Annotated in this window: 16 protein-coding genes and 1 pseudogene; 11 read left to right on the top strand and 6 right to left on the bottom strand. The window is 59.9% G+C overall.

Annotated elements, in window-relative coordinates; translation table 11 throughout:
* From BN5935_RS13780 to BN5935_RS13775, 3 genes and pseudogenes are all read left to right on the top strand, one after another.
* Complete coding sequence (locus BN5935_RS13780; protein ID WP_064976608.1) at positions 1–1005, top strand: pectinesterase family protein; 1005 nt, start codon at positions 1–3, stop codon at positions 1003–1005.
* Positions 1006–1058: 53 nt separating this feature from the next.
* A pseudogene (locus BN5935_RS15350) lies at positions 1059–1160 on the top strand (beta-xylosidase family glycoside hydrolase); the annotation flags it as partial.
* A gap of 72 nt (positions 1161–1232) precedes the next feature.
* On the top strand, positions 1233–2315 hold the full coding sequence (locus BN5935_RS13775; protein WP_064976607.1) for a DUF4932 domain-containing protein: 1083 nt from the start codon (positions 1233–1235) through the stop codon (positions 2313–2315).
* A 41-nt stretch (positions 2316–2356) separates the two neighbouring features.
* On the opposite strand, the gene BN5935_RS13770 is transcribed toward BN5935_RS13775, so the two are convergent.
* Entirely contained in the window at positions 2357–3682 is a 1326-nt protein-coding gene (locus tag BN5935_RS13770; RefSeq protein WP_064976606.1) for an MATE family efflux transporter, read from the bottom strand.
* A gap of 140 nt (positions 3683–3822) precedes the next feature.
* Between BN5935_RS13770 and BN5935_RS13765 the strand changes: the two genes are divergently transcribed.
* Positions 3823–5190, top strand: coding sequence for a pseudouridine synthase (locus BN5935_RS13765; protein ID WP_064976605.1), 1368 nt, complete (start codon positions 3823–3825; stop codon positions 5188–5190).
* A 138-nt stretch (positions 5191–5328) separates the two neighbouring features.
* Here the strand turns inward: BN5935_RS13765 and BN5935_RS13760 are convergent, their stop codons facing one another.
* From BN5935_RS13760 to ligA, 4 genes are read right to left on the bottom strand one after another with little or no spacing between them, the layout of a single operon-like run.
* On the bottom strand, positions 5329–6552 hold the full coding sequence (locus BN5935_RS13760; RefSeq protein WP_064976604.1) for a clostripain-related cysteine peptidase: 1224 nt from the start codon (positions 6550–6552) through the stop codon (positions 5329–5331).
* Entirely contained in the window at positions 6549–7286 is a 738-nt protein-coding gene (locus BN5935_RS13755) for a DUF4919 domain-containing protein (protein WP_064976603.1), read from the bottom strand. The genes BN5935_RS13760 and BN5935_RS13755 overlap by 4 nt, the downstream gene beginning before the upstream one ends.
* Before the next feature lie 28 nt (positions 7287–7314).
* Positions 7315–8205 carry a 4-hydroxy-tetrahydrodipicolinate synthase gene (gene dapA, locus BN5935_RS13750; protein ID WP_082944156.1) on the bottom strand — a complete coding sequence of 297 codons (891 nt, stop codon included), beginning with the start codon at positions 8203–8205 and terminating at the stop codon, positions 7315–7317.
* 39 nt (positions 8206–8244) lie between these two features.
* A complete protein-coding gene (ligA, locus tag BN5935_RS13745; protein WP_064976601.1) occupies positions 8245–10272 on the bottom strand; it encodes an NAD-dependent DNA ligase LigA in 2028 nt (675 codons plus the stop codon).
* 310 nt (positions 10273–10582) lie between these two features.
* On the opposite strand from ligA, the gene BN5935_RS13740 reads away from it, so the two are divergent.
* From BN5935_RS13740 to BN5935_RS13710, 7 genes are all read left to right on the top strand, one after another.
* Entirely contained in the window at positions 10583–10921 is a 339-nt protein-coding gene (locus BN5935_RS13740; protein ID WP_064976600.1) for a hypothetical protein, read from the top strand.
* Between the two features lie 8 nt (positions 10922–10929).
* The gene (locus BN5935_RS13735) at positions 10930–11550 is read left to right on the top strand and encodes a leucine-rich repeat domain-containing protein (RefSeq protein WP_064976599.1); all 621 of its coding nucleotides are present in this window, start codon (positions 10930–10932) and stop codon (positions 11548–11550) included.
* A gap of 330 nt (positions 11551–11880) precedes the next feature.
* Entirely contained in the window at positions 11881–13146 is a 1266-nt protein-coding gene (locus BN5935_RS13730; protein ID WP_064976598.1) for an adenylosuccinate synthase, read from the top strand.
* Between the two features lie 206 nt (positions 13147–13352).
* On the top strand, positions 13353–14234 hold the full coding sequence (locus BN5935_RS13725; protein ID WP_204244919.1) for an electron transfer flavoprotein subunit beta/FixA family protein: 882 nt from the start codon (positions 13353–13355) through the stop codon (positions 14232–14234).
* A 12-nt stretch (positions 14235–14246) separates the two neighbouring features.
* Entirely contained in the window at positions 14247–15266 is a 1020-nt protein-coding gene (locus BN5935_RS13720) for an electron transfer flavoprotein subunit alpha/FixB family protein (protein ID WP_064976597.1), read from the top strand.
* The gene (locus BN5935_RS13715) at positions 15266–16999 is read left to right on the top strand and encodes an acyl-CoA dehydrogenase family protein (RefSeq protein ID WP_064976596.1); all 1734 of its coding nucleotides are present in this window, start codon (positions 15266–15268) and stop codon (positions 16997–16999) included. The genes BN5935_RS13720 and BN5935_RS13715 overlap by 1 nt, the downstream gene beginning before the upstream one ends.
* 111 nt (positions 17000–17110) lie before the next feature.
* Positions 17111–17665, top strand: coding sequence for an outer membrane beta-barrel protein (locus tag BN5935_RS13710; protein ID WP_064976595.1), 555 nt, complete (start codon positions 17111–17113; stop codon positions 17663–17665).
* 72 nt (positions 17666–17737) lie between these two features.
* On the opposite strand, the gene glsA is transcribed toward BN5935_RS13710, so the two are convergent.
* On the bottom strand, positions 17738–18721 hold the full coding sequence (glsA, locus tag BN5935_RS13705; RefSeq protein ID WP_064976594.1) for a glutaminase A: 984 nt from the start codon (positions 18719–18721) through the stop codon (positions 17738–17740).
* Between the last annotated feature and the right edge of the window lie 5 nt (positions 18722–18726).

The following is an 18726-nucleotide window of genomic DNA, read 5'->3' as shown; positions in this document are numbered from 1 at the left end:
ATGCTGCGCTTTGGGATACTGACGATCCTGCTCTGCCGGGGCCTTTGGGCTTCGGCAGAGACGGTTTATACCGTCGACTGCAACGGCGGCGGGGATTTCCGGACCATTCAGGAATGCTTCGACGCCCTGCCTTCGAAACCGTCGGAGTGGCGCACGGTGCGGATCATGCCCGGTGTCTATCGCGAGAAGGTGACGCTCGATGTCTACAAGGACAAGGTCCGGATTCTGGGCGATGAAATGGCTGAAACCCGCATCGTCTGGGACGACTATGCCGGCAAAGTCGTCGATGGCCGCGAGCTGACCACCTACGACAGCTATACGATGTCTGTCCGGGCCGACGAGGTCTATCTGGATTGCCTGACCATCGAGAACGATGCCGGAAGGGTAGGGCAGGCCGTGGCGCTCGAAACCCGCGGCGACCGCATCCATCTGTATCATTGTGCGCTCATCGGCGATCAGGACACCTTTTTTGCCCGCGGCTACGTTTCGCGCGTGCATGTCGAGAATTGCCATATCGAGGGAACCACCGATTTCATCTTCGGCCCTTCGATCGTGCTGTTCGAGTGTTCGACGATTCATTGCAAGGCCGACAGTTTCATCACGGCGGCCTCGACCACCGAGCGCAACGAATACGGATTCGTCTTCTCCTGCTGCCGTGTGACGGCGGCCGAAGGGGTGACGCGGGTTTACCTCGGGCGTCCGTGGAAATCCACGGCCCGCACCGTGTGGCTGGAGTGCGAATTTCCGGCGGCGATCCGTTCCGAGGGGTGGCGCGACTGGCACGACGCGGCGCGCAAGGGCGACGTGTACTATGCCGAATGGCGCTGCGGGGGTCCCGGCGCCGACCGTTCGGGGCGCGTGGCGTGGTCGCGGGAGCTGACCGACGACGAAGTGACGGCATACACCATTCAGCGGATTTTTGCCAAAAAGACCGGCTCCGAACAGTTCCGCGACGACTGGGAGCCGCTCGGCAGACTTTCGTACGAATTACTCGAAGAGCTATGAAAAACTGCCTTGCGATACTTGCGGCGCTGATTCCCGCGTAAGCTTTCTCTTAAGGCTGCTGGATCGGCACCAAAGTGGGCTGTTTCGCCACGGCGGAGCTCCGGAAGAACGACGGCGGCTGGCTGGATATCGACTGGTTCCGGGTAACGGAATAGTCGACAGAATTCGGTATTTGAACTTGCTTTATCGATTAATTATGCCTATATTTGTTTATGAACACTCCAAATATGGGTAAAAAAATTGGTTGGCTTCTGTTGGCGCTCTTTGCGGTGGGACGGGTTTATTCTCAGTCTTATGGCGTTGCGGTCGACGAGCGGGTGGAGTTGTTGAGCATCGCTTTTTATCTGGGTGGCAATGAGGAGTATTCCCATATTCCTGAAGCTTACAAAAAGCGCATTGATGCACATTTTACCCGGTATGCTGACCATAAACTGATTCGGCGGTTGGTTCCGGCATATCGGAAATACTGCAATATCGGCTGGAACGCTCCCGTGTCGCTGGCCCTGCAACTGGAAATCTCGCCGAAAGGCAAAATCGCATGGATACCGAATGTGCAAACGGCCAATGTGGACCCACGGTGGCAGATCGTCAATTCCCGCAAATTCTTCAACAAACTGAACGATTTTTACCGAAAGGCTAAATTTCGGGAGTTTTGCCGGGATTCCCGGGAGTTCTACGACGAGGCTGTCGCCCGGATGGAGACGTGTCTGGAGACGACTGTCGATCCTTCGTGGTTCGACGCTTATTTTGGTTTCGGGGCGCCGAAGCGTTTCAATATCGTACTCGGGTTATGCACCGGGTATCACAACTATGGGTTGAAGACGACTTACCACGACAATGACCGGCAGGATTTGTATTGTGTCGTCGGTTCGTGGCGGACGGACGATGAGGGAATGCCGGCCTATCCTCCGGGATATTATGATTGGCTGTTGGTGCACGAGTTCAGCCATTCGTATTGCAATCCGTTGATGGCTCCATATATAGGCGAATTGGTAAAATATGCTCCGGCTTATCGGACGATGGCCGAAGAACGAGGATGTCCCGACAAACTGGGAGGCGGTTGGGAAAATATTCTGTACGAAGCTTTGGTAAGGGCTTGTACGATCCGGTATTTCGAGCAGAAAGGCACTTATCCGGCAGCTTTGGTCGGTTGGGACCGATCGCAAGGTGTGTTCTTCACGAAGGAACTGAGCGACTGGTTGGTCCGTTATGAAAGCAACCGGGACAAATACCCTACACTGGAGAGTTTCATGCCTGAGATCATGAAATTCTATGATGACTATTTTGCAGCGTACGTTGCAGTGCAATGACTGAAACGCCCTTCGGGATTCCGAGGGGTCTTTCAGTCGGGTCAGGCGGCGACCTTGTCGAGAATGGTCTTGAGGCGGCGGGTCATGAAATACTGGATCACCCCGCGCAGGAACATGTAGAGCGTGAAGGCCAGCCAAAGGGCGTTGTTGCCGATCAGCGGGTAGCAGGCGTAGTAGATGGCGAAGTAGGCCGCCGTGGACCAGAACATCGAGTCGCGCATGACGCGCGTTTCGGTGGCTCCGACCATGATGCCGTCCATGATGAAGGGCATGGCCGAGGCGATGGGGATGAGGATGATCCAGACGATGTAACGCCCCGCCAGCTCCTCGATCAGCCCGGCGTTGGGCGCCGAGGAGTCGATGAACACGCCCACCAGATCGCGCCACCAGATGAGGTAGATACCCACGAAGACCACCGACACCATCGTTCCCCAGAAGATGCACTTTCGCAGGCAGTCGCGCAGCGATATGCCGTCGCGGGCCCCGATGAAGCGGCCCGTGAGCGCTTCGGCGGCGTAGGCGAAGCCGTCGTTCATGTAGGAGAAGAGCGTGAACAACTGCAGCAGCAGGGTGTTCACGGCCAGCAGCGCGGGATCGCCCATGCGAGCCGAGGCCCCAGTGAAGAACGTATAGACGGCTACGATGCAGAACGTGCGGAGGATGATGTCGCGGTTGATGACGAAGAAGGTTTTCAGGGGTTTGAAGTCCAGCACCTCGGACCAGTCGACGGCGGTGAGCAGCGGCCGGTATTTGGCCATGAGCAGCAGCGTCGAGAGCCCCACGCCCGTCCATTGGGCGATCACCGAGGCGTAGGCGATGCCCACGATGCCCATGTCCATCCCGAATGCGAACCACAGGCTGCAAAGGATGTGCACGACGTTGACCGTGATGGCCGTCAGCATCGGGAAGACGGCGTTCTGCATTCCCGTGAACCAGCCGTTGAAACCGAAGAGGATGATGCCCGCAGGTACGGCCCAGATGCGGGCGTAGAAGTAATCGCGGGTCATCTGGCTGCCGTTCATGGCCCACAGCGCCAGTTCGCCCAGCGGATATTGCACGAGGATCATCAGCACGCCCATCACGGCCGACACCGACAGCGCGCGGACCAGCATGTTGGTGCATTCGCGGAAGTTGCCGGCGCCGAACGCCTGTGCCGTGAGCCCGCTGGTGCCCATGCGGACGAACGAGCAGTTCCAGTAGATGAAGTTGAAGATCGACACGCCGATGGCCAGCGCACCGATCGTGGCCGCGGAGTCGGCGCCCCAGTGCCCCGCGATGGCCGTCGAGACGATGCCCATCAGGGGTACGGTGATGTTCGAGACGATATTGGGGAGCGCAATGCGCAGTATTTCGCGGTTCATGGTCATAGCGGATGCAAAGATAAGGTAAAAGTGGCAAATTTGCAGTCCGGCTTCGCTTTTATCTTTAATTCGGGCACGCAATGTGTTGTTATCCCCGAAACTTGCACTATCTTTGCCCCCGACACTTTATTAGTAGAACAGAAACGATGAAAGATCCCAAAAACGACTCGACCCCGGTGCTCGAACGCTTCGGACGCGACAAGCGCAAGCGCACCGTAGTTGCTACGGCGGAGCGTGTCGAGCGTCGCCCGCGTTTGCAGCGAGATGCTGCCGATTCGGAGCAGCCGTCCCATGACCACCAGCCCGAACGCCGGGCTTCGTACAACCCGCATTTCACGGCCGACAACCGTCCGGCCTTCGAACGCCCCCGCCGTGAGGAGGGCGACCGTCCGCGCCGTTCATTCGACGGAGACAAGCCCCACCGTACATTCGGTGACAAACCCCGCACGTTCGGCGATAAGCCCCGTTACGATAACAGCGACCGTCCGCGCCGCAATTTCGATGACAACGAGCGTCCGCGCCGCAACTTTGATGATAACGGTGACCGTCCCCGCCGTAATTTCGATGATAACGACCGTCCCCGCCGCGAGGAGGGCGACCGCCCGCGCCGTCCGTTCGGCGAGAAGCCGCGTTACGGAGACAAACCCGCCTACGGGGAGAAGAAATTCGGTCCCAAGAAGTTCGGGGACAAGAAATTTTCCGACCGCAAGTTCACTGACAAACCCTATAAGCCCGGCGGGTTCCGCAAGCAGGACGACAAACCGGCTTCCTATCCGAAATACGATCCGGCGAAACAGACGGGCGAGATTCGCCTGAACCGTTTCCTTGCCCAGTCGGGCATCTGTTCGCGCCGCGAGGCCGACGATTTCATCACGGCGGGCCTCGTATCGGTCAACGGGCAGGTCGTGACCGTGCTGGGAACCAAGGTGATGCCCACCGACGAGGTGAAGTTCAACGACAGCCGCGTGCAGGGCGAGAAGAAGGTTTATCTGGTGCTGAACAAGCCCAAGGGCTATGTCACTTCGCTGGACGATCCGCACGCCGGAAAGACGGTGATGGAGCTGGTGCAGGGAGCCTGCACGGAGCGCATCTACCCCGTGGGGCGTCTGGACAAGAACAGCCTCGGACTGCTGCTGTTCACCAATGACGGCGACCTCACGAAGCAGCTCACGCACCCCTCGTACCAGAAGAAGAAGATTTATCAGGTGACGCTCGACAAGCCCTTGACGCGCGCCGACATGGATCGTATCGCCGAGGGTATTACGCTCGAGGACGGTGAGATTTTCGCCGACGAGATTTCCTATGTCAAAGAGAACAAGCAGGAGGTGGGCATTGAGATCCACTCGGGCCGCAACCGCATCGTGCGCCGCATCTTCGAGTTTCTGGGTTACACCGTGACCAAGCTCGACCGCGTTTACTACGCGGGTCTGACGAAGAAGAACCTCAAGCGCGGAGCCTGGCGGTTCCTGGCACGCGAGGAGGTGGAGCGTCTGAAGTCCGGCCAATACGAGTAATTCCGATTTTATAGGGCATCTTTCGCCCTGCCTTGTTCGCCCCGAATGGAACATACGTCAGTATGCCCCATCCGGGGCTTACTTCGTTAGGACGAAATCTCCTCCTCTAAAATCGGAATTCGAATTTCGACCGGACGTCTAATGCGTGTCCCGATACCAGTTTGTCGCTTGGTTGGCCTTGGTGAATGTCTGGGACGGTTCCGGTTCGCTGACCGAGACGCCCGAATAATAGTTTACGGAATGGTTTCCGCCGCCGAAGTCCGAATAGAAAGAGGCCGTGTGGTGCCGGCAGGAGGACGGGAATGCCCGTTCCATCTGTGCCTTGAAATCATCCACGACACCCAGATCGCCGCAACTAAGCGTGACGTAGTGCTCCAGATCGTAGAATAACTTCGTTTTCCCGCCTTTGTAATATTGGAGTTCATCGATGTCGAACTCCTTTTTACTGCTTTCGGTGACGCGGCGCATCTCCGCAGCCAGTGCATCGAGTTCCGATGTGACGGCAAGCGAAATGCACCCCGACTGCTCCTGTCCTACGGTATTCTGCCATTCGTTCTCATAGAGGTTCCAGAACTCCCAGCAGGATTTTTCCAGCCCGCTCAGCACTCCGTTCGCTTCGAACAGGTGGGGGATAATCCGCTCATAGGGGAATCCGTCGCCCATGACCTCGCAGGGTGAGGCCACGATGTAGTCCAGCGCATGGCGCAGGTCGTAGAGCGTCTCGATATTGGCCATGAAGCAGTCGTCGAAGATCAGGTAGTCGAAGCGGAACGACAGCGCTTCGAGCGCTGCGGCCAGTTCCGTGATGTCCAGCTCGTAGCCCAGATCGCCGAACGAACGGGTCATTTTGGCGCCGGGAACCCGCTTCCACACATCGTCTTCAGCCGTGTTGAGCGACAACGAACGGGGAATTGCGCCGCTGCTCGCGGGCACCCATGCCTTGCCGTGGCAGCCGATGATAAGACCGTAACTCCGGGCCGGGGCCAGTTGCGCGGCATCTGCTAACAACTGCCGTACCTTTGCGGGGTCTCCGGCGTTGAAATCGTCGTAGGTCTTGAGTGTCTTCGTTTGGCTGCTCCGCTTGTTCCTGTCGTAATAGATTTCCAGCATCACGGCCGATGTCTGCTTTTCGGGCTGCCAGCATACCAGCATGCGCCCGTTGCCCAATGCCCGGTCGGTCACGGCCGTGTGGATACCTTGGATGTTGTTTTTGTAATAAGTGAACAAACTCTGGCCCGGCATATAGAGCAGAAGGGTCCGGTCGGCCGTGGCGGGCGGATCGTATCCCGGCTCCTTGTCGGAGCAGGCCGCGAGCGTCGCCAGTAGGAGCAGGCAGAGCGTATGCCGAAACAGGCGCATCATTTATAGGTGCGGGGTTTGAGGTTGTTGAACTGCCATGTGCGGTCGCGCTTGTAGGTGTAGCCCTCGGGCTTGTTCCAGTAGACGCGGCCGAAGTCGAAATAGAATCCCTTGCGTTTCTTCCCCTCGACGACGTAGGGGACCGTCAGGGGTACGAACTCCACCGTGCGGCTGATGATGCGCGCCTTGCCGTAGGAGAGCCCTTCGGCGGCCAGCACGTCGAGCGCATGGTCGAACATCAGCACATGGCGCGGGGTTTTCTGCGTGAATCCGTCGCCCGAGTCGAGGATTGCGCGGATCACGCCGTTCATGCGGTCCGAGTAGGCTTTCTCACGCATCTTGTCGCCCAGCCCTCCGTAGGCGAACGACATCAGGTTGAGGATTTTGGGACTGAACGGATTGCGCTTCAGGGCGTCGGTACCCGTCGAGATCATCGACTCCAGCGTCGCCACATCAGGGTTCTCGGGGTCGAGGACCGAAACCAGCATCAGCATCTTGTCGAGGTCGGGATTCGTGGCCAGCGGCTTGTAGTCGTCCTGATAGGCGTACCCGTAGTAGAGGTAGTGGTAATCCTCGTCGGTCAGCGTCGCGTCGCCCGCGTTGTAACGCAGCATCAGCGCCGGGTAGTAAAAGGGCGACTCCGAGTCCATCGTCCGGTCGATGATGTTATCCTCGTCGGGGACTTTGGCGGCGGCCAGCGCCGGGATCAGGAGCAGCAGAAGCAGCAATCGTTTCATATCGGTCGTTTCTGGTACGAACGCGGATTTAGCGCAAATCGTATTTGGCGATCAATTCTTTGAACTTCGCGCGCAGCGCCGCCGACCCGGCGACGAGCGGCAGGCGCATCGTGTCGCCGATGCGTCCCATCACCGACAGGGCGCATTTTACGCCTACGGGATTGCCCTCTTCGAACAAGGCTTTGACCACCTCGTCCAGTTGGGCGTACTCGCGTTCGGCGGTGTCGAAATCGCCCGCCTTGGCGTGGTTCACGCAGCGCATGAAGCACTCGGGGAATGCGTTGGCCACCACCGAGATCACCCCGTCGCCGCCGCGCCGCATCAGGGGAATGGTGATGCCGTCGTCGCCCGACAGCACGAGGAAGCCCTCGGGACGGTTGTCGAGGATGCGCTGCATCTGATCGATGTCGCCCGAAGCCTCCTTGACGCCGATGATGTTCTTGAAGTCGCGGGCAATGCGCAGCGTGGTTTCGGCGGTCATGTTGACGCCCGTGCGGCCCGGGATGTTGTAGAGGATCACCGGCAGGGGCGAATGCTCCGAGACGGTGCGGAAATGCTGGTACAGCCCCTCTTGCGACGGCTTGTTGTAATAGGGCGTCACGCTGAGGATGGCGTCGGCGCCGCGCAGGTCGAATTCGCGCAACTGGTCCAGCACCTCCGAGGTGGAGTTGCCGCCGCAGCCCATCACCAGCGGCACGCGGCCGGCGATGTGGTTGGTGATGAACATGGCGATCACGGCCCGCTCGGGCATATAGAGGGTCGGGGTCTCGGCCGTGGTGCCCAAGGCGACGATGTAGTCCACGCCGCCTTCGATCACATAGTCGATCATGCGGGCCAGCGCCTTGTAGTCGACGCGGCCGTCGGCCGTGAAGGGGGTGATCATCGCGGCGCCCACGCCGGAAAGTTTGTGTCGTAGCATAATGTTCCTGTTATCGTTATATCGTTTTGTTGTTTATATCTATTGGAATAATTCCTGTTGTGCGGCCTTCTCCGCCGGGCCGCCGCCTTCGATCATGTCGAAGAATTCCGCCTCGGAGATGATCTTCACGCCCAGTTTCTCGGCCTTCTTCAGCTTCGCCGGGCCCATGTTCTCGCCTGCGACGATGTAATCGACGTTGCCCGACACCGCCGCGAGGTTCTTGCCCCCGTGCAGTTCGATCAGCTCCTTCATCTCGTCGCGGCTGCGCGAGAATTTCCCGGACACCACGAACGTCCTGCCCGCGAGGCTCTCCGAAGCCAGTTCGCGCGCCTCGGCTTCGAATTGCAATCCTGCCTCGCGCAGGCGGCGGATGATTTGCAGGTTCTCGTCCTCGGCGAAATACTCGATGATGGCGTCGGCGATGCGTCCGCCCACCTCGTCGGCCTCGACCAGCTCCTCGCGCGTGGCCCGCATCACGGCGTCCAGCGACCGGAAATGCTCGGCGAGGTACTTGGCCGTCGTCTCGCCCACGAAACGGATGCCCAGTCCGAACAGCACGCGCTGGAACGGCACCTGCTTCGACCGTTCGATCGAACGGATGATGTTGTCGGCCGACTTTTCGCCCAGCCGGGGCAGGGGAGCCAACTGTTCGGCGCGCAGGTCGTAGAGGTCCGCTACGTTGCGCACCAGCGAGTTTTCGTAAAGCAGCTCCACGGTCTCCTCGCCCAGCCCCTCGATGTCGAGGGCCTTGCGGCGGATGAAGTGGATGATGCGGCCGATGATCTGGGGCCGGCATCCGCCCTGATTGGGGCAGTAGTGCTTCGCTTCGCCCTCGTAGCGCACCAGCGGCGTGCCGCACTCGGGGCAGACGGTGATGTACGCGAACGGCCGGCTGTCGGCGGGACGCTGCGAGAGGTCCACGCCGATGATCTTCGGGATGATCTCGCCGCCCTTCTCGACGTAGACCATGTCGCCCGGACGGATGTCCAGCTGGGCCATCTGCTCGGCGTTGTGCAGCGTGGCGCGCCGCACGGTGGTTCCCGCGAGCAGCACCGGTTCGAGGTTGGCCACGGGCGTCACGGCCCCCGTGCGTCCCACCTGGAACGACACGCTGTCGAGGCGCGTCAGGGCCTGCTCGGCCTTGAATTTATAGGCCACGGCCCATTTCGGGGCTTTGGCCGTGAATCCCAACTGGCGCCGCACGGCGAAGTCGTTGACTTTGATCACCACGCCGTCCGTCGGGAAGGGCAGGCGGCGCCGCGCCGTGTCCCAATGCTCGATGAAGGCGTCGATCTCCGCCGCGTTGCGGCAGATACGCGCCGCGTCCGAGACCTTGAAACCCCATTCGCGGGCTTTTTCGAGACTCTCCCAGTGGGTCGTGAACGGCAGGTCGTCGCCCGCCATCTGGTAGAGCGTGCAGTCCAGTCCGCGCTTGGCCACCACGGCCGACGACTGCTGTTTGAGCGTCCCGGCTGCGGCGTTGCGGGGGTTGGCGAAGAGCTGTTCGCCGTTGGCCTCGCGCTCGGCGTTGAGGCGGTCGAACGAGGCGTAGGGCATCAGTATCTCGCCCCTTATCTCGAAATAGTCGGGCCACCCCGTGCCCCGCAGGCGCAGGGGAACCGTGCGCACGGTGCGGACGTTGGCCGTCACGTCGTCGCCCTCCACGCCGTCGCCGCGCGTCACGGCCCGCAGGAGGCGTCCGTGCTCGTAGGTGAGCGAGATGGCCGTGCCGTCGAATTTCAATTCGCAGACGTAGTCCGTGGGGCCGGCCTCGCGCTCGATGCGGGCGATGAACTCGTGCAGTTCGTCCAGCGAGTAGGTGTTGCCCAGCGAGAGCATCGCATAGCGGTGCTTCACGGTCTGGAACTCCGCCGTGAGGTCGCTTCCGACCCGTACCGACGGGGAATTGGGGTCTTCGAATTCGGGATGCGCGCGTTCCAGCTCCTGAAGCTCGCGCATCATCGTGTCGAACTCGAAATCCGAAATCTCGGGTGCGTTCTCGACGTAATATTTGAAATTATGCAGTTCGAGCTGACGGCGCAGCTCCTCAATTCGTTCGCGTACCATAATTATAATCCGGACCCGGCGGATTTTTGTTTCCTGTTCTCTACCCCCCCCCTGCCGAGCGATTGCAATATGAAACCCGCCGGGTTCGGATTATGGCGTCCATGACGCCGATTCCATATCGACAATCCTCCTGAATCCCCCTTTGAAAAGGGGAACTTTGCCTGAAATGACGTGTGTAAAGTTACATATTTTGTCCTTAACAACGGGTAAAAACGGTGTAAAATCAAAAAAAATGCAAAAAAAAATTGCAGATGTGGCGCGATATTCAAATTTTGCTTATAATTGCAGAAAATTTCCAAGCACTCCGTTTATGGCAAAGCAGAATATCGCGAAAAAACATATCGTAACAAGCTTCCACAACCTGACTCCCGAACTTCAGGAGGCCGTCAAGGCGAAGTACCCGCTGGGCTTCACCGACGCCATGATCCGCGTCGACAAACCCAACGGCGACTTCTTCTACGCCGTGCCTTACGACACGGACGAAATCGCCTACATGGTGAAGGTCGACGTGAAGGTCGACGACAATTCGCACGAGGACGACGACAAGGACTATTACGACGACGATATCAAGGGTGCCGACGACATTCAGGGCGGCGACGACGACGCATCGGACACGGACCGTGCCGATGACGACGACGTCAGCATCTGACGCTGCCTATGGTGCGCGCCCTCCCCGTTCTGCTGTTTCTGTTCTGCACGGCCTGCGGCCTTGCGGAGGACGACCGCGACGAGGATAACAAGCATGTCTACCTCAAATTTTACGACAAGGCGTTCGAGACCTACTGCCTCGAAAAGTTCGACACGAGCGGCGACGGGCGCATCTCGCGCTACGAGGCGCAGCGTGTCCGGCGCATGTCGTGCCCGGAGCGGGGCATCGCGTCGCTGACCGACATCCGGGAGTTCTTCAACCTGCGGGAGCTCGACTGCTCGGGCAACGAGCTCACGCAGTTGGACCTCACGGCCTGCACCTATCTTGAAAAACTCGACTGTTCGGATAATGCACTCACCTCGCTCGACCTCGACGGGGTGCGGGGGCTGGTGCGGATGGATTGCAGCGGCAACGACCTGCCGCGCCTCGACCTGCATTCGACGGCCTCGCTGCTGATGCTCGACTGCCGGGGGAACGCCCTCACGACGCTCGACGTGGCTTCGTGCGACGCCAACCTGCAGGCCGACGTGCGCAGCAATCCCGGCCTGACGACGGTTTACTGCCGCTCCTCGCAGAGTATCTCCTTCGACGGACAGACCGAACTCACCCACCTAAGAGGTGGGTTTTAGGGGGCGGGCGGTCTGTCATAGCATCTCCCATCCGGTTCTGCGCCCGCCCGGCGTAAGGCGCCGGTTTTAAGGGATGAAAGCATTGTTCTGCCGCTCTTCGTCCGCTTCTGCGCCCGCCTAAGAGGCGGGATTTAGGAGGCGGATAGTCTGTTATAGCACTCTCCAGCCGGTTCTGCGCTCGGCTGGAGTTTCGCTTTCTTTCCTCCTTTCTGCCTGATTTCTTTATAATTTGTTGAAAAGTCCGCTGCACGTCTTGGGCTTTTCGGATAATAATTTGTACCTTTGGATGCAAAAAATGTCTTTTGCAAGTATAAATAGATACCGGATACAATGAAAAAAGTTGACGTGATCCTCGGCCTGCAGTGGGGTGACGAGGGCAAAGGGAAGGTTGTGGACGTGCTGACGCCCCGCTATGAGGTGGTAGCCCGTTTTCAGGGAGGTCCCAATGCCGGTCACACGCTGGAATTCAACGGCGAGAAATACGTGCTCCGCTCGATACCTTCGGGCATTTTCCAAGGTGGCAAGACCAATATCATCGGCAACGGGGTGGTGATTGATGCCATTCTTTTCCGTGACGAGGCCGAAGCGCTGGCCGCCAGCGGCCACGACCTGACCCGCCAGCTCTGCATTTCGAAGAAAGCCCACCTGATCCTGCCCACGCACCGCATCCTCGACGCGGCTTACGAGGCCGCCAAGGGCAGTGCCAAGATCGGCACCACGGGCAAGGGCATCGGCCCGACCTATACGGACAAGGTGAGCCGCAACGGCATGCGTGTCGGCGACCTGTTGAGCCCCGATTTCGAGCGGATCTATGCCGCTGCCAAGGCGCGTCACGAGAAGATACTCAAAAGTCTCGACTATCAATATGACATCACCGAGCTGGAGGAGCAGTGGTTCGAGGCTGTGAAATACCTCCGCCGCTTCCACATCATCGACAGCGAATATTTCGTCAACGACTGCCTCGCGCAGGACAAGTCGATTCTGGCCGAAGGCGCTCAGGGAACGCTTCTGGACGTGGATTTCGGTTCCTATCCGTTCGTCACCTCCTCGAATACGGTCTGTGCGGGCGTCTGCACCGGGCTGGGCATCGCCCCGAACCGCATCGGCGAGGTATACGGCATCTTCAAGGCCTATTGTACGCGCGTGGGCAGCGGACCGTTCCCCACGGAACTGTTCGACGAGACGGGCGAACGGCTGTGCGACATCGGCCACGAGTTCGGCGCCGTCACGGGCCGCCGCCGCCGCTGCGGATGGCTGGACATGGTGGCCCTGAAATACTCGATCATGATTAACGGCGTGACGCAGCTCATCATGATGAAGTCCGATGTGATGAACGATTTCGACACGATCAAGGTGGCCACGGCCTACGAGATCGGCGGCCGCACCACCTCGGAATTCCCCTACGAGATCGACGGCGACCTCAAACCGGTCTACACCGAGTTCGAGGGCTGGAAATGCGACCTGCGCAAGTACGGCAGCTACGAGGAGTTCCCCGAGGCGTTCAAACGCTATGTGGAGTTCATCGAACACCAGACGGGTGTCCCCGTGAAGATCATTTCGGTGGGACCCGACCGCGGCGAAACCATAGTTAGGTAGATATTCGCATCCCTCCTGCCCGTGGCGGGTTCGGGATGCGTTTTTGCGTAATTTCCGTCCGTATTCCGGCTGACAATCCGGTTGCGCCGCGACAAGCCCCCTCCCACGGGGGTTTGGAGTGGGGTAGATTTATAAACGCGGCGGAACGCCGCGATAACGGCGCCCGACGGAAAAAAGACAGACAACATTGTAATATACATACTTATATGCAACTAAAAAACCTCAAAATCATTGTTTTGGCCAAGCAGGTACCCGATACCCGCAATGTGGGCAAGGACGCGATGACTCCCGAAGGGACGGTCAACCGCGCGGCGCTTCCGGCCATCTTCAATCCCGAGGACCTCAATGCACTGGAGGCTGCCCTGCGGCTGAAAGACCGCGTCGAGGGCTCCACGGTCCATATCCTTACGATGGGTCCGCAGCGTGCCGCCGACATCATCCGCGACGCGATGTTCCGCGGCGCTGACGGCGGTTACCTGCTCTCGGGCCGCGAGTTCGCCGGCTCGGATACGCTGGCCACCTCCTACGCCCTTTCGTGCGCCATGAGGAAGATCGCCCCCGACGTGATCTTCGCAGGCCGTCAGGCCATCGACGGCGACACCGCGCAGGTGGGTCCGCAGGTCGCCGAGAAACTCGGCCTCCCGCAGGTGACCTATGCCGAGGAGATCGTCGAGGTCAAGGCGGACGCGCTGGTCGTGAAACGCCGTCTGGAGCATGGCACCGAGGTCGTCGAGTGCCCGATCCCGGCCGTCGTGACGGTCAACGCCTCGGCCGCCGAGTGCCGTCCGCGCAACGCCAAGCGCGTGATGAAGTACAAGGGCGCCTTGGCCGGTTCGGAGATCGCTGCGGCTCCCGAATCGCCCGCCGCACAGCGCGCCGCGGCGAAGGAGTACCTGCAGATCGTGGAGTGGGCCGCCGCCGACGTCGATCCCGATCCCGAACAGCTCGGCCTTACGGGTTCGCCCACGAAGGTCAAGAAGATCGAGAACGTGGTTTTCGCAGCCAAGGAAGCCAAGCGCTTCACGGCCGCCGACGAGGATATCAATTCACTGATGGTTGAACTTATTGCGAGCCACACGCTCGGTTAATACGCTTCGGAGATGAACAATATATTCGTATATATCGAGACGGAGGGCGGCAAGGTCGCCGATGTGAGTCTCGAACTGCTGACCAAAGGCCGGGAACTGGCTACCCGCCTCGGGGTGAAACTCGAGGCCGTCGTGCTGGGCCACAAACTCGCGGACATCGCCGTCGAGCTGGCCAAATACGGAACTGATACGGTCTGGGTTGCCGATGACCAGTTATTTTCCCCGTTCCGCACGCTGCCCCACACGGCCGTGCTGTGCGGGCTGATCGAGCAGGAGAAACCCCAGATCGCGCTCTTCGGCGCTACGCCCGTGGGCCGCGACTTCGCACCCCGCGTATCGTCGGCGCTGCACAGCGGCCTCACGGCCGACTGTACGCAGTTGGAGATCGGCGACCACAAGGACCCCAAGACGGGCAGGGAGTACAAGGATCTTCTTTACCAGATCCGTCCCGCGTTCGGCGGCAACATCATCGCCACGATTGTCAACCCCGACCACCGTCCCCAGATGGCGACCGTCCGCGAGGGCGTGATGCGCAAGGAGTACGCCGCCCAACCGGGCGCCGGTGAGGTGAAGCCGATCGACTGGAAGAAATTCGTCAAGGATACGGACCTCGTGGTGAAGATCATCGACCGCCAGATCGAGGAGCGCAAGATCGACATCAAGGGTGCCGGCATTATCGTTGCCGGCGGCTACGGCATGGGCTCGAAGGAGAACTTCAAGCTGGTGCATGAACTGGCCGACGTGCTGGGCGGCGAAGTGGGCGCCAGCCGCGCCGCCGTCGACGCGGGCTTCACGGAGCATGCGCGTCAGGTGGGCCAGACGGGTGTCACGGTGCGTCCGAAACTCTACATCGCCTGCGGCATTTCGGGCCAGATTCAGCATACGGCCGGCATGGACCAGTCGTCGATGGTGATCTCGATCAACTCGGACCCCGAAGCCCCGATCAACAAGATCGCCGACTACGCCATCACGGGCGACGTCAACGAGATTATCCCCAAGATGATTAAGTACTACAAACAAAACTCCAAGTAATGGCTAATTTCTTTTCAGATAATAAGGATTTGCAGTTCCAGCTCCAGCATCCGCTGATGCGCAAGATCGTGGAACTGAAAGAGCGCGGTTTCGCGGAGAAAGACCTCTACGACTATGCGCCGCAGGATTTCGAAGACGCGATGGACAACTACCGCCGCGTGCTGGAGATCGCCGGCGAGGTCTGCGGCGAGGTGATCGCCCCCAACGCCGAAGGCGTGGACCACGAGGGTCCGCGCGTGGTCAACGACCATGTGGAGTACGCTTCGGGCACGGTCGTCAACATGAAGGCCGTCGTCGATGCGGGTTTGAGCGGCATGACGCTGCCCCGCAAGTACGACGGACTGAACTTCCCGCTGATCTGCTTCGTGATGGCCAACGAGATGGTCGCACGCGCCGACGCCAGCTTCGAGAACATCTGGGGATTGCAGGACTGCGCCGAGACGCTCAATGAGTTCGCTTCGGAGGAGATCAAGCAGAAATACCTGCCGTGGGTTTCGGCGGGCGCGACGTGCGCCATGGACCTTACGGAGCCCGATGCCGGTTCGGACCTCGGTGCCGTGATGCTGAAGGCTACATGGTCGGAGGAGAAGCAGACATGGCTGCTGAACGGCGTGAAACGCTTCATCACCAACGGCGACGGCGAGGTTTCGCTCGTGCTGGCGCGTACCGAAGAGGGTACGACCGACGCCCGCGGCCTCTCGATGCTGGTCTATGACAAGCGCGACGGCGGCGTGAAGGTGCGCCGCATCGAGAACAAACTCGGTATCAAGGGTTCGCCGACGTGCGAGCTGGTCTTCACGAACGCCCCGGCGCAACTGGTCGGCGACCGGAAGATGGGACTTATCAAATATGTGATGTCGCTGATGAACGCCGCCCGTCTGGGTATCGGCGCACAGTCGGTGGGTACCTGCGAGGCCGCTTACCGCGAGGCGCTGAAATACGCCCACGAGCGTGCCCAGTTCGGCAAGCCGATCATCCAGTTCGCGGCCGTTTCGGAGATGCTTTCGAACATGAAGGCTAAGGTGCAGGGCGTGCGCGCGCTGCTCTATGAAACCGCGCGTTTCGTCGAGGTCTACAAGCAGTACGGCCATATCGCTCAGGAGCGTTCGCTCGAGGGAGAGGAGCGTCAGGAGATGAAGTTCTACAACCGCCTTGCCGACGGCTTCACCCCGCTGGTGAAACTCTTCTCGTCGGAGTATGCCAACCAGTTGGCCTACGACGCCGTCCAGATCCACGGCGGCTCGGGCTTCATGAAAGACTATCCCTGCGAGCGGCTCTACCGCGACGCCCGCATCATGAACATCTACGAGGGAACCTCGCAGTTGCAGGTCGTGGCGGCTATCAACGCCGTGACGAAAGGCACGTTCATGGAGCAGATCGAGCGCTATGCCGCCGAGAGCTATTCGGAGGCGATGTGCCCCGTGGTCACGAAGCTCAGGGAGCTGACCGTGAAGTTCTCGGAGATGCAGGCCCGCGTCGAGGCCGGGGACAAGGAGGTCTGCGGGTTCAAGGATTTCCATGCCCGCCGACTGGTGGAGACCGCCGGATACATCATCATCACCTACCTGCTGGCCCGTCAGGCCGGTCAGGCCGGTCAGGCGGAGGAGTATGCTGCTTCGGCACGCATCTTCTGCAAAATGGCCGAGTCGAAAATCGCGGAGGCCTATACCTATGTGATGAACTCCACGACGGAGGACGTCGCACTGTTCAAAGCCGTCGAGCAGGAGAACTAAACCGCGGATGCGAATCCGTCTACCGGGAGGACTTTCGAAAAAAGTCCTCCCGTTTTTTTGTAGCGCGGTTTTTGCTATATTTACGGCGGTAAACCCCTAAAACAGAAAGTTATGATTAAAAAATTGCTGATGGTTGCGCTCGTTTTGGCGATGGCCGTCCCCGCCGCTGCTCAGGGATCGCGTCGCAGTGAGGTCTCCGTCTCCTACGGCATGGCGCCCGTGACGGACTGGATCGATTCGTACAGCAACATCCTGACCGGGGTCATCGCAGGCTCCGGCACCGACCTTACGGGGTGGGGTACCGTCACCGTGGGCTACAGCTTCCGGGTGATCGGCAGTCTGCGCATAGGCGCACAGGTCGCCTACTCCTCGAACGAGCAGGAGGTCAAAAAGACCGGTTCGGAGATCAAAAACCGCTACTGGACGCTGATGCCCAATGTAAAGTGGAACTGGCTGAATCTGAAGATCGTGTCGTTCTATACGCGGGTGGGTGCGGGCGCTTCGTTCTCCAAGGCCAAGATCGGGGGACAGAGCGACAAATCCACGCTTTTCGCCTTTCAGGTGTCGCCCGTCGGCGTCGAGGTCGGCGGACGTATCGCGGCTTATGCCGAAGCGGGTATCGGAACCTCGGGCAGCCTGCTGGTCGGAGCGCGGTACCGCTTCTGATTGCCGCAGGACACGAAAAAAAGGTCTGCATCCCCGATGGATGCAGACCTTTTTTCGTTGCAGGGCAGGACGTTATGCCTCTACCGGTTCCTTTTCGGCCATCACGCAGCGCGTCGTGCCGAAGAGGTTGAGGTTGAGGTGCCCGGCGATGAACGCCAGCGCCTTCTGGGCCTTCACCGAGTTGCCGGCTTCGTCCAGCGGGGGAGCGAACGCCGCCACGCCCATCACGCCCGGCACGACGCCCATGATGCCGCCGCCGACACCCGTCTTGGCGGGAAGTCCCGTCGTGAAGAGCCAGTCGCCCGTGTGCTCGTAGAATCCCACGGTCGCCATCATCGAGGCGATCTTGGGCGTGAGTTCGGGTTTGAAAACCTCTTTTTTGGTCACGGGGTTCACACCACTGTTGGCGATCGTCGCGGCCATCGTGGCCAGTTGCTTGGCCGTCACGCCGATCGAGCATTGGCGCGTGTAGATGTCCAGCGCCATGTCGGGATCGTCGTAGATGCGGTTGTAATTCTTCAGCAGCCACGCGATCGACTTGTTGTTGAAGTTGGTCGCGGTCTCCGATTGGTAGAGTTCGTCGATCACCTCCACGTCCGATCCGGCCAGATCGGCGATGAACGAGATGATGGCTTTCCACTTGCCGTCGCTGTCACCCACGGGCTTGACCATCGAGCAGGCCGCGATGGCTCCGGCGTTGACGAGCGGCGTCGAGGGGTGGTCGTTTTCGAGCAGGATGGCCATGATCGAGTTGAAGGGCAGTCCCGTTGCGTCGGCGCCGATCTTGTCGAGGATCTCCTGTCCGCTGTACTGGTTCATGGCGAGGATCGCCGTCGGGACCTTCGACACCGATTCGATGCCGAATTTGTAGTCCACGTCGCCCACGGCCACGACGTCGCCGTCGGGCAGGCAGGCCGCGATGCCGAAGAGGTTCGACGGCACGTTGGCCAGATAGGGGATATAGTCGGCGTTCTTGCCGCCGGTTTCGTTCTTGCAGCGGTCGTAGGCCATCTGAAGGGCCTCCTGAACCGCTTTTTTGTCGATTTTCTGAATCATGTCGT

Origin of the sequence: Alistipes provencensis, from assembly GCF_900083545.1 — a bacterium.
GTDB classification, from domain to species: domain Bacteria; phylum Bacteroidota; class Bacteroidia; order Bacteroidales; family Rikenellaceae; genus Alistipes; species Alistipes provencensis.
Note: the sequence above shows the minus strand (reverse complement) of the source record. Positions and strands in the feature narration are given on the sequence as shown.

Excerpts from the sequence above, each read along its gene's own strand:
- BN5935_RS13780 (WP_064976608.1), top strand. The coding sequence starts at position 1 with ATGCTGCGCTTTGGGATACTGACGATCCTGCTCTGCCGGGGCCTTTGG.
- BN5935_RS13775 (WP_064976607.1), top strand. The coding sequence starts at position 1,233 with ATGGGTAAAAAAATTGGTTGGCTTCTGTTGGCGCTCTTTGCGGTGGGA.
- BN5935_RS13770 (WP_064976606.1), bottom strand. The coding sequence starts at position 3,682 with ATGACCATGAACCGCGAAATACTGCGCATTGCGCTCCCCAATATCGTC.
- BN5935_RS13765 (WP_064976605.1), top strand. The coding sequence starts at position 3,823 with ATGAAAGATCCCAAAAACGACTCGACCCCGGTGCTCGAACGCTTCGGA.
- BN5935_RS13760 (WP_064976604.1), bottom strand. The coding sequence starts at position 6,552 with ATGATGCGCCTGTTTCGGCATACGCTCTGCCTGCTCCTACTGGCGACG.
- BN5935_RS13755 (WP_064976603.1), bottom strand. The coding sequence starts at position 7,286 with ATGAAACGATTGCTGCTTCTGCTGCTCCTGATCCCGGCGCTGGCCGCC.
- dapA (WP_082944156.1), bottom strand. The coding sequence starts at position 8,205 with ATGCTACGACACAAACTTTCCGGCGTGGGCGCCGCGATGATCACCCCC.
- ligA (WP_064976601.1), bottom strand. The coding sequence starts at position 10,272 with ATGGTACGCGAACGAATTGAGGAGCTGCGCCGTCAGCTCGAACTGCAT.
- BN5935_RS13740 (WP_064976600.1), top strand. The coding sequence starts at position 10,583 with ATGGCAAAGCAGAATATCGCGAAAAAACATATCGTAACAAGCTTCCAC.
- BN5935_RS13735 (WP_064976599.1), top strand. The coding sequence starts at position 10,930 with ATGGTGCGCGCCCTCCCCGTTCTGCTGTTTCTGTTCTGCACGGCCTGC.
- BN5935_RS13730 (WP_064976598.1), top strand. The coding sequence starts at position 11,881 with ATGAAAAAAGTTGACGTGATCCTCGGCCTGCAGTGGGGTGACGAGGGC.
- BN5935_RS13725 (WP_204244919.1), top strand. The coding sequence starts at position 13,353 with ATGCAACTAAAAAACCTCAAAATCATTGTTTTGGCCAAGCAGGTACCC.
- BN5935_RS13720 (WP_064976597.1), top strand. The coding sequence starts at position 14,247 with ATGAACAATATATTCGTATATATCGAGACGGAGGGCGGCAAGGTCGCC.
- BN5935_RS13715 (WP_064976596.1), top strand. The coding sequence starts at position 15,266 with ATGGCTAATTTCTTTTCAGATAATAAGGATTTGCAGTTCCAGCTCCAG.
- BN5935_RS13710 (WP_064976595.1), top strand. The coding sequence starts at position 17,111 with ATGATTAAAAAATTGCTGATGGTTGCGCTCGTTTTGGCGATGGCCGTC.
- glsA (WP_064976594.1), bottom strand. The coding sequence starts at position 18,721 with ATGATTCAGAAAATCGACAAAAAAGCGGTTCAGGAGGCCCTTCAGATG.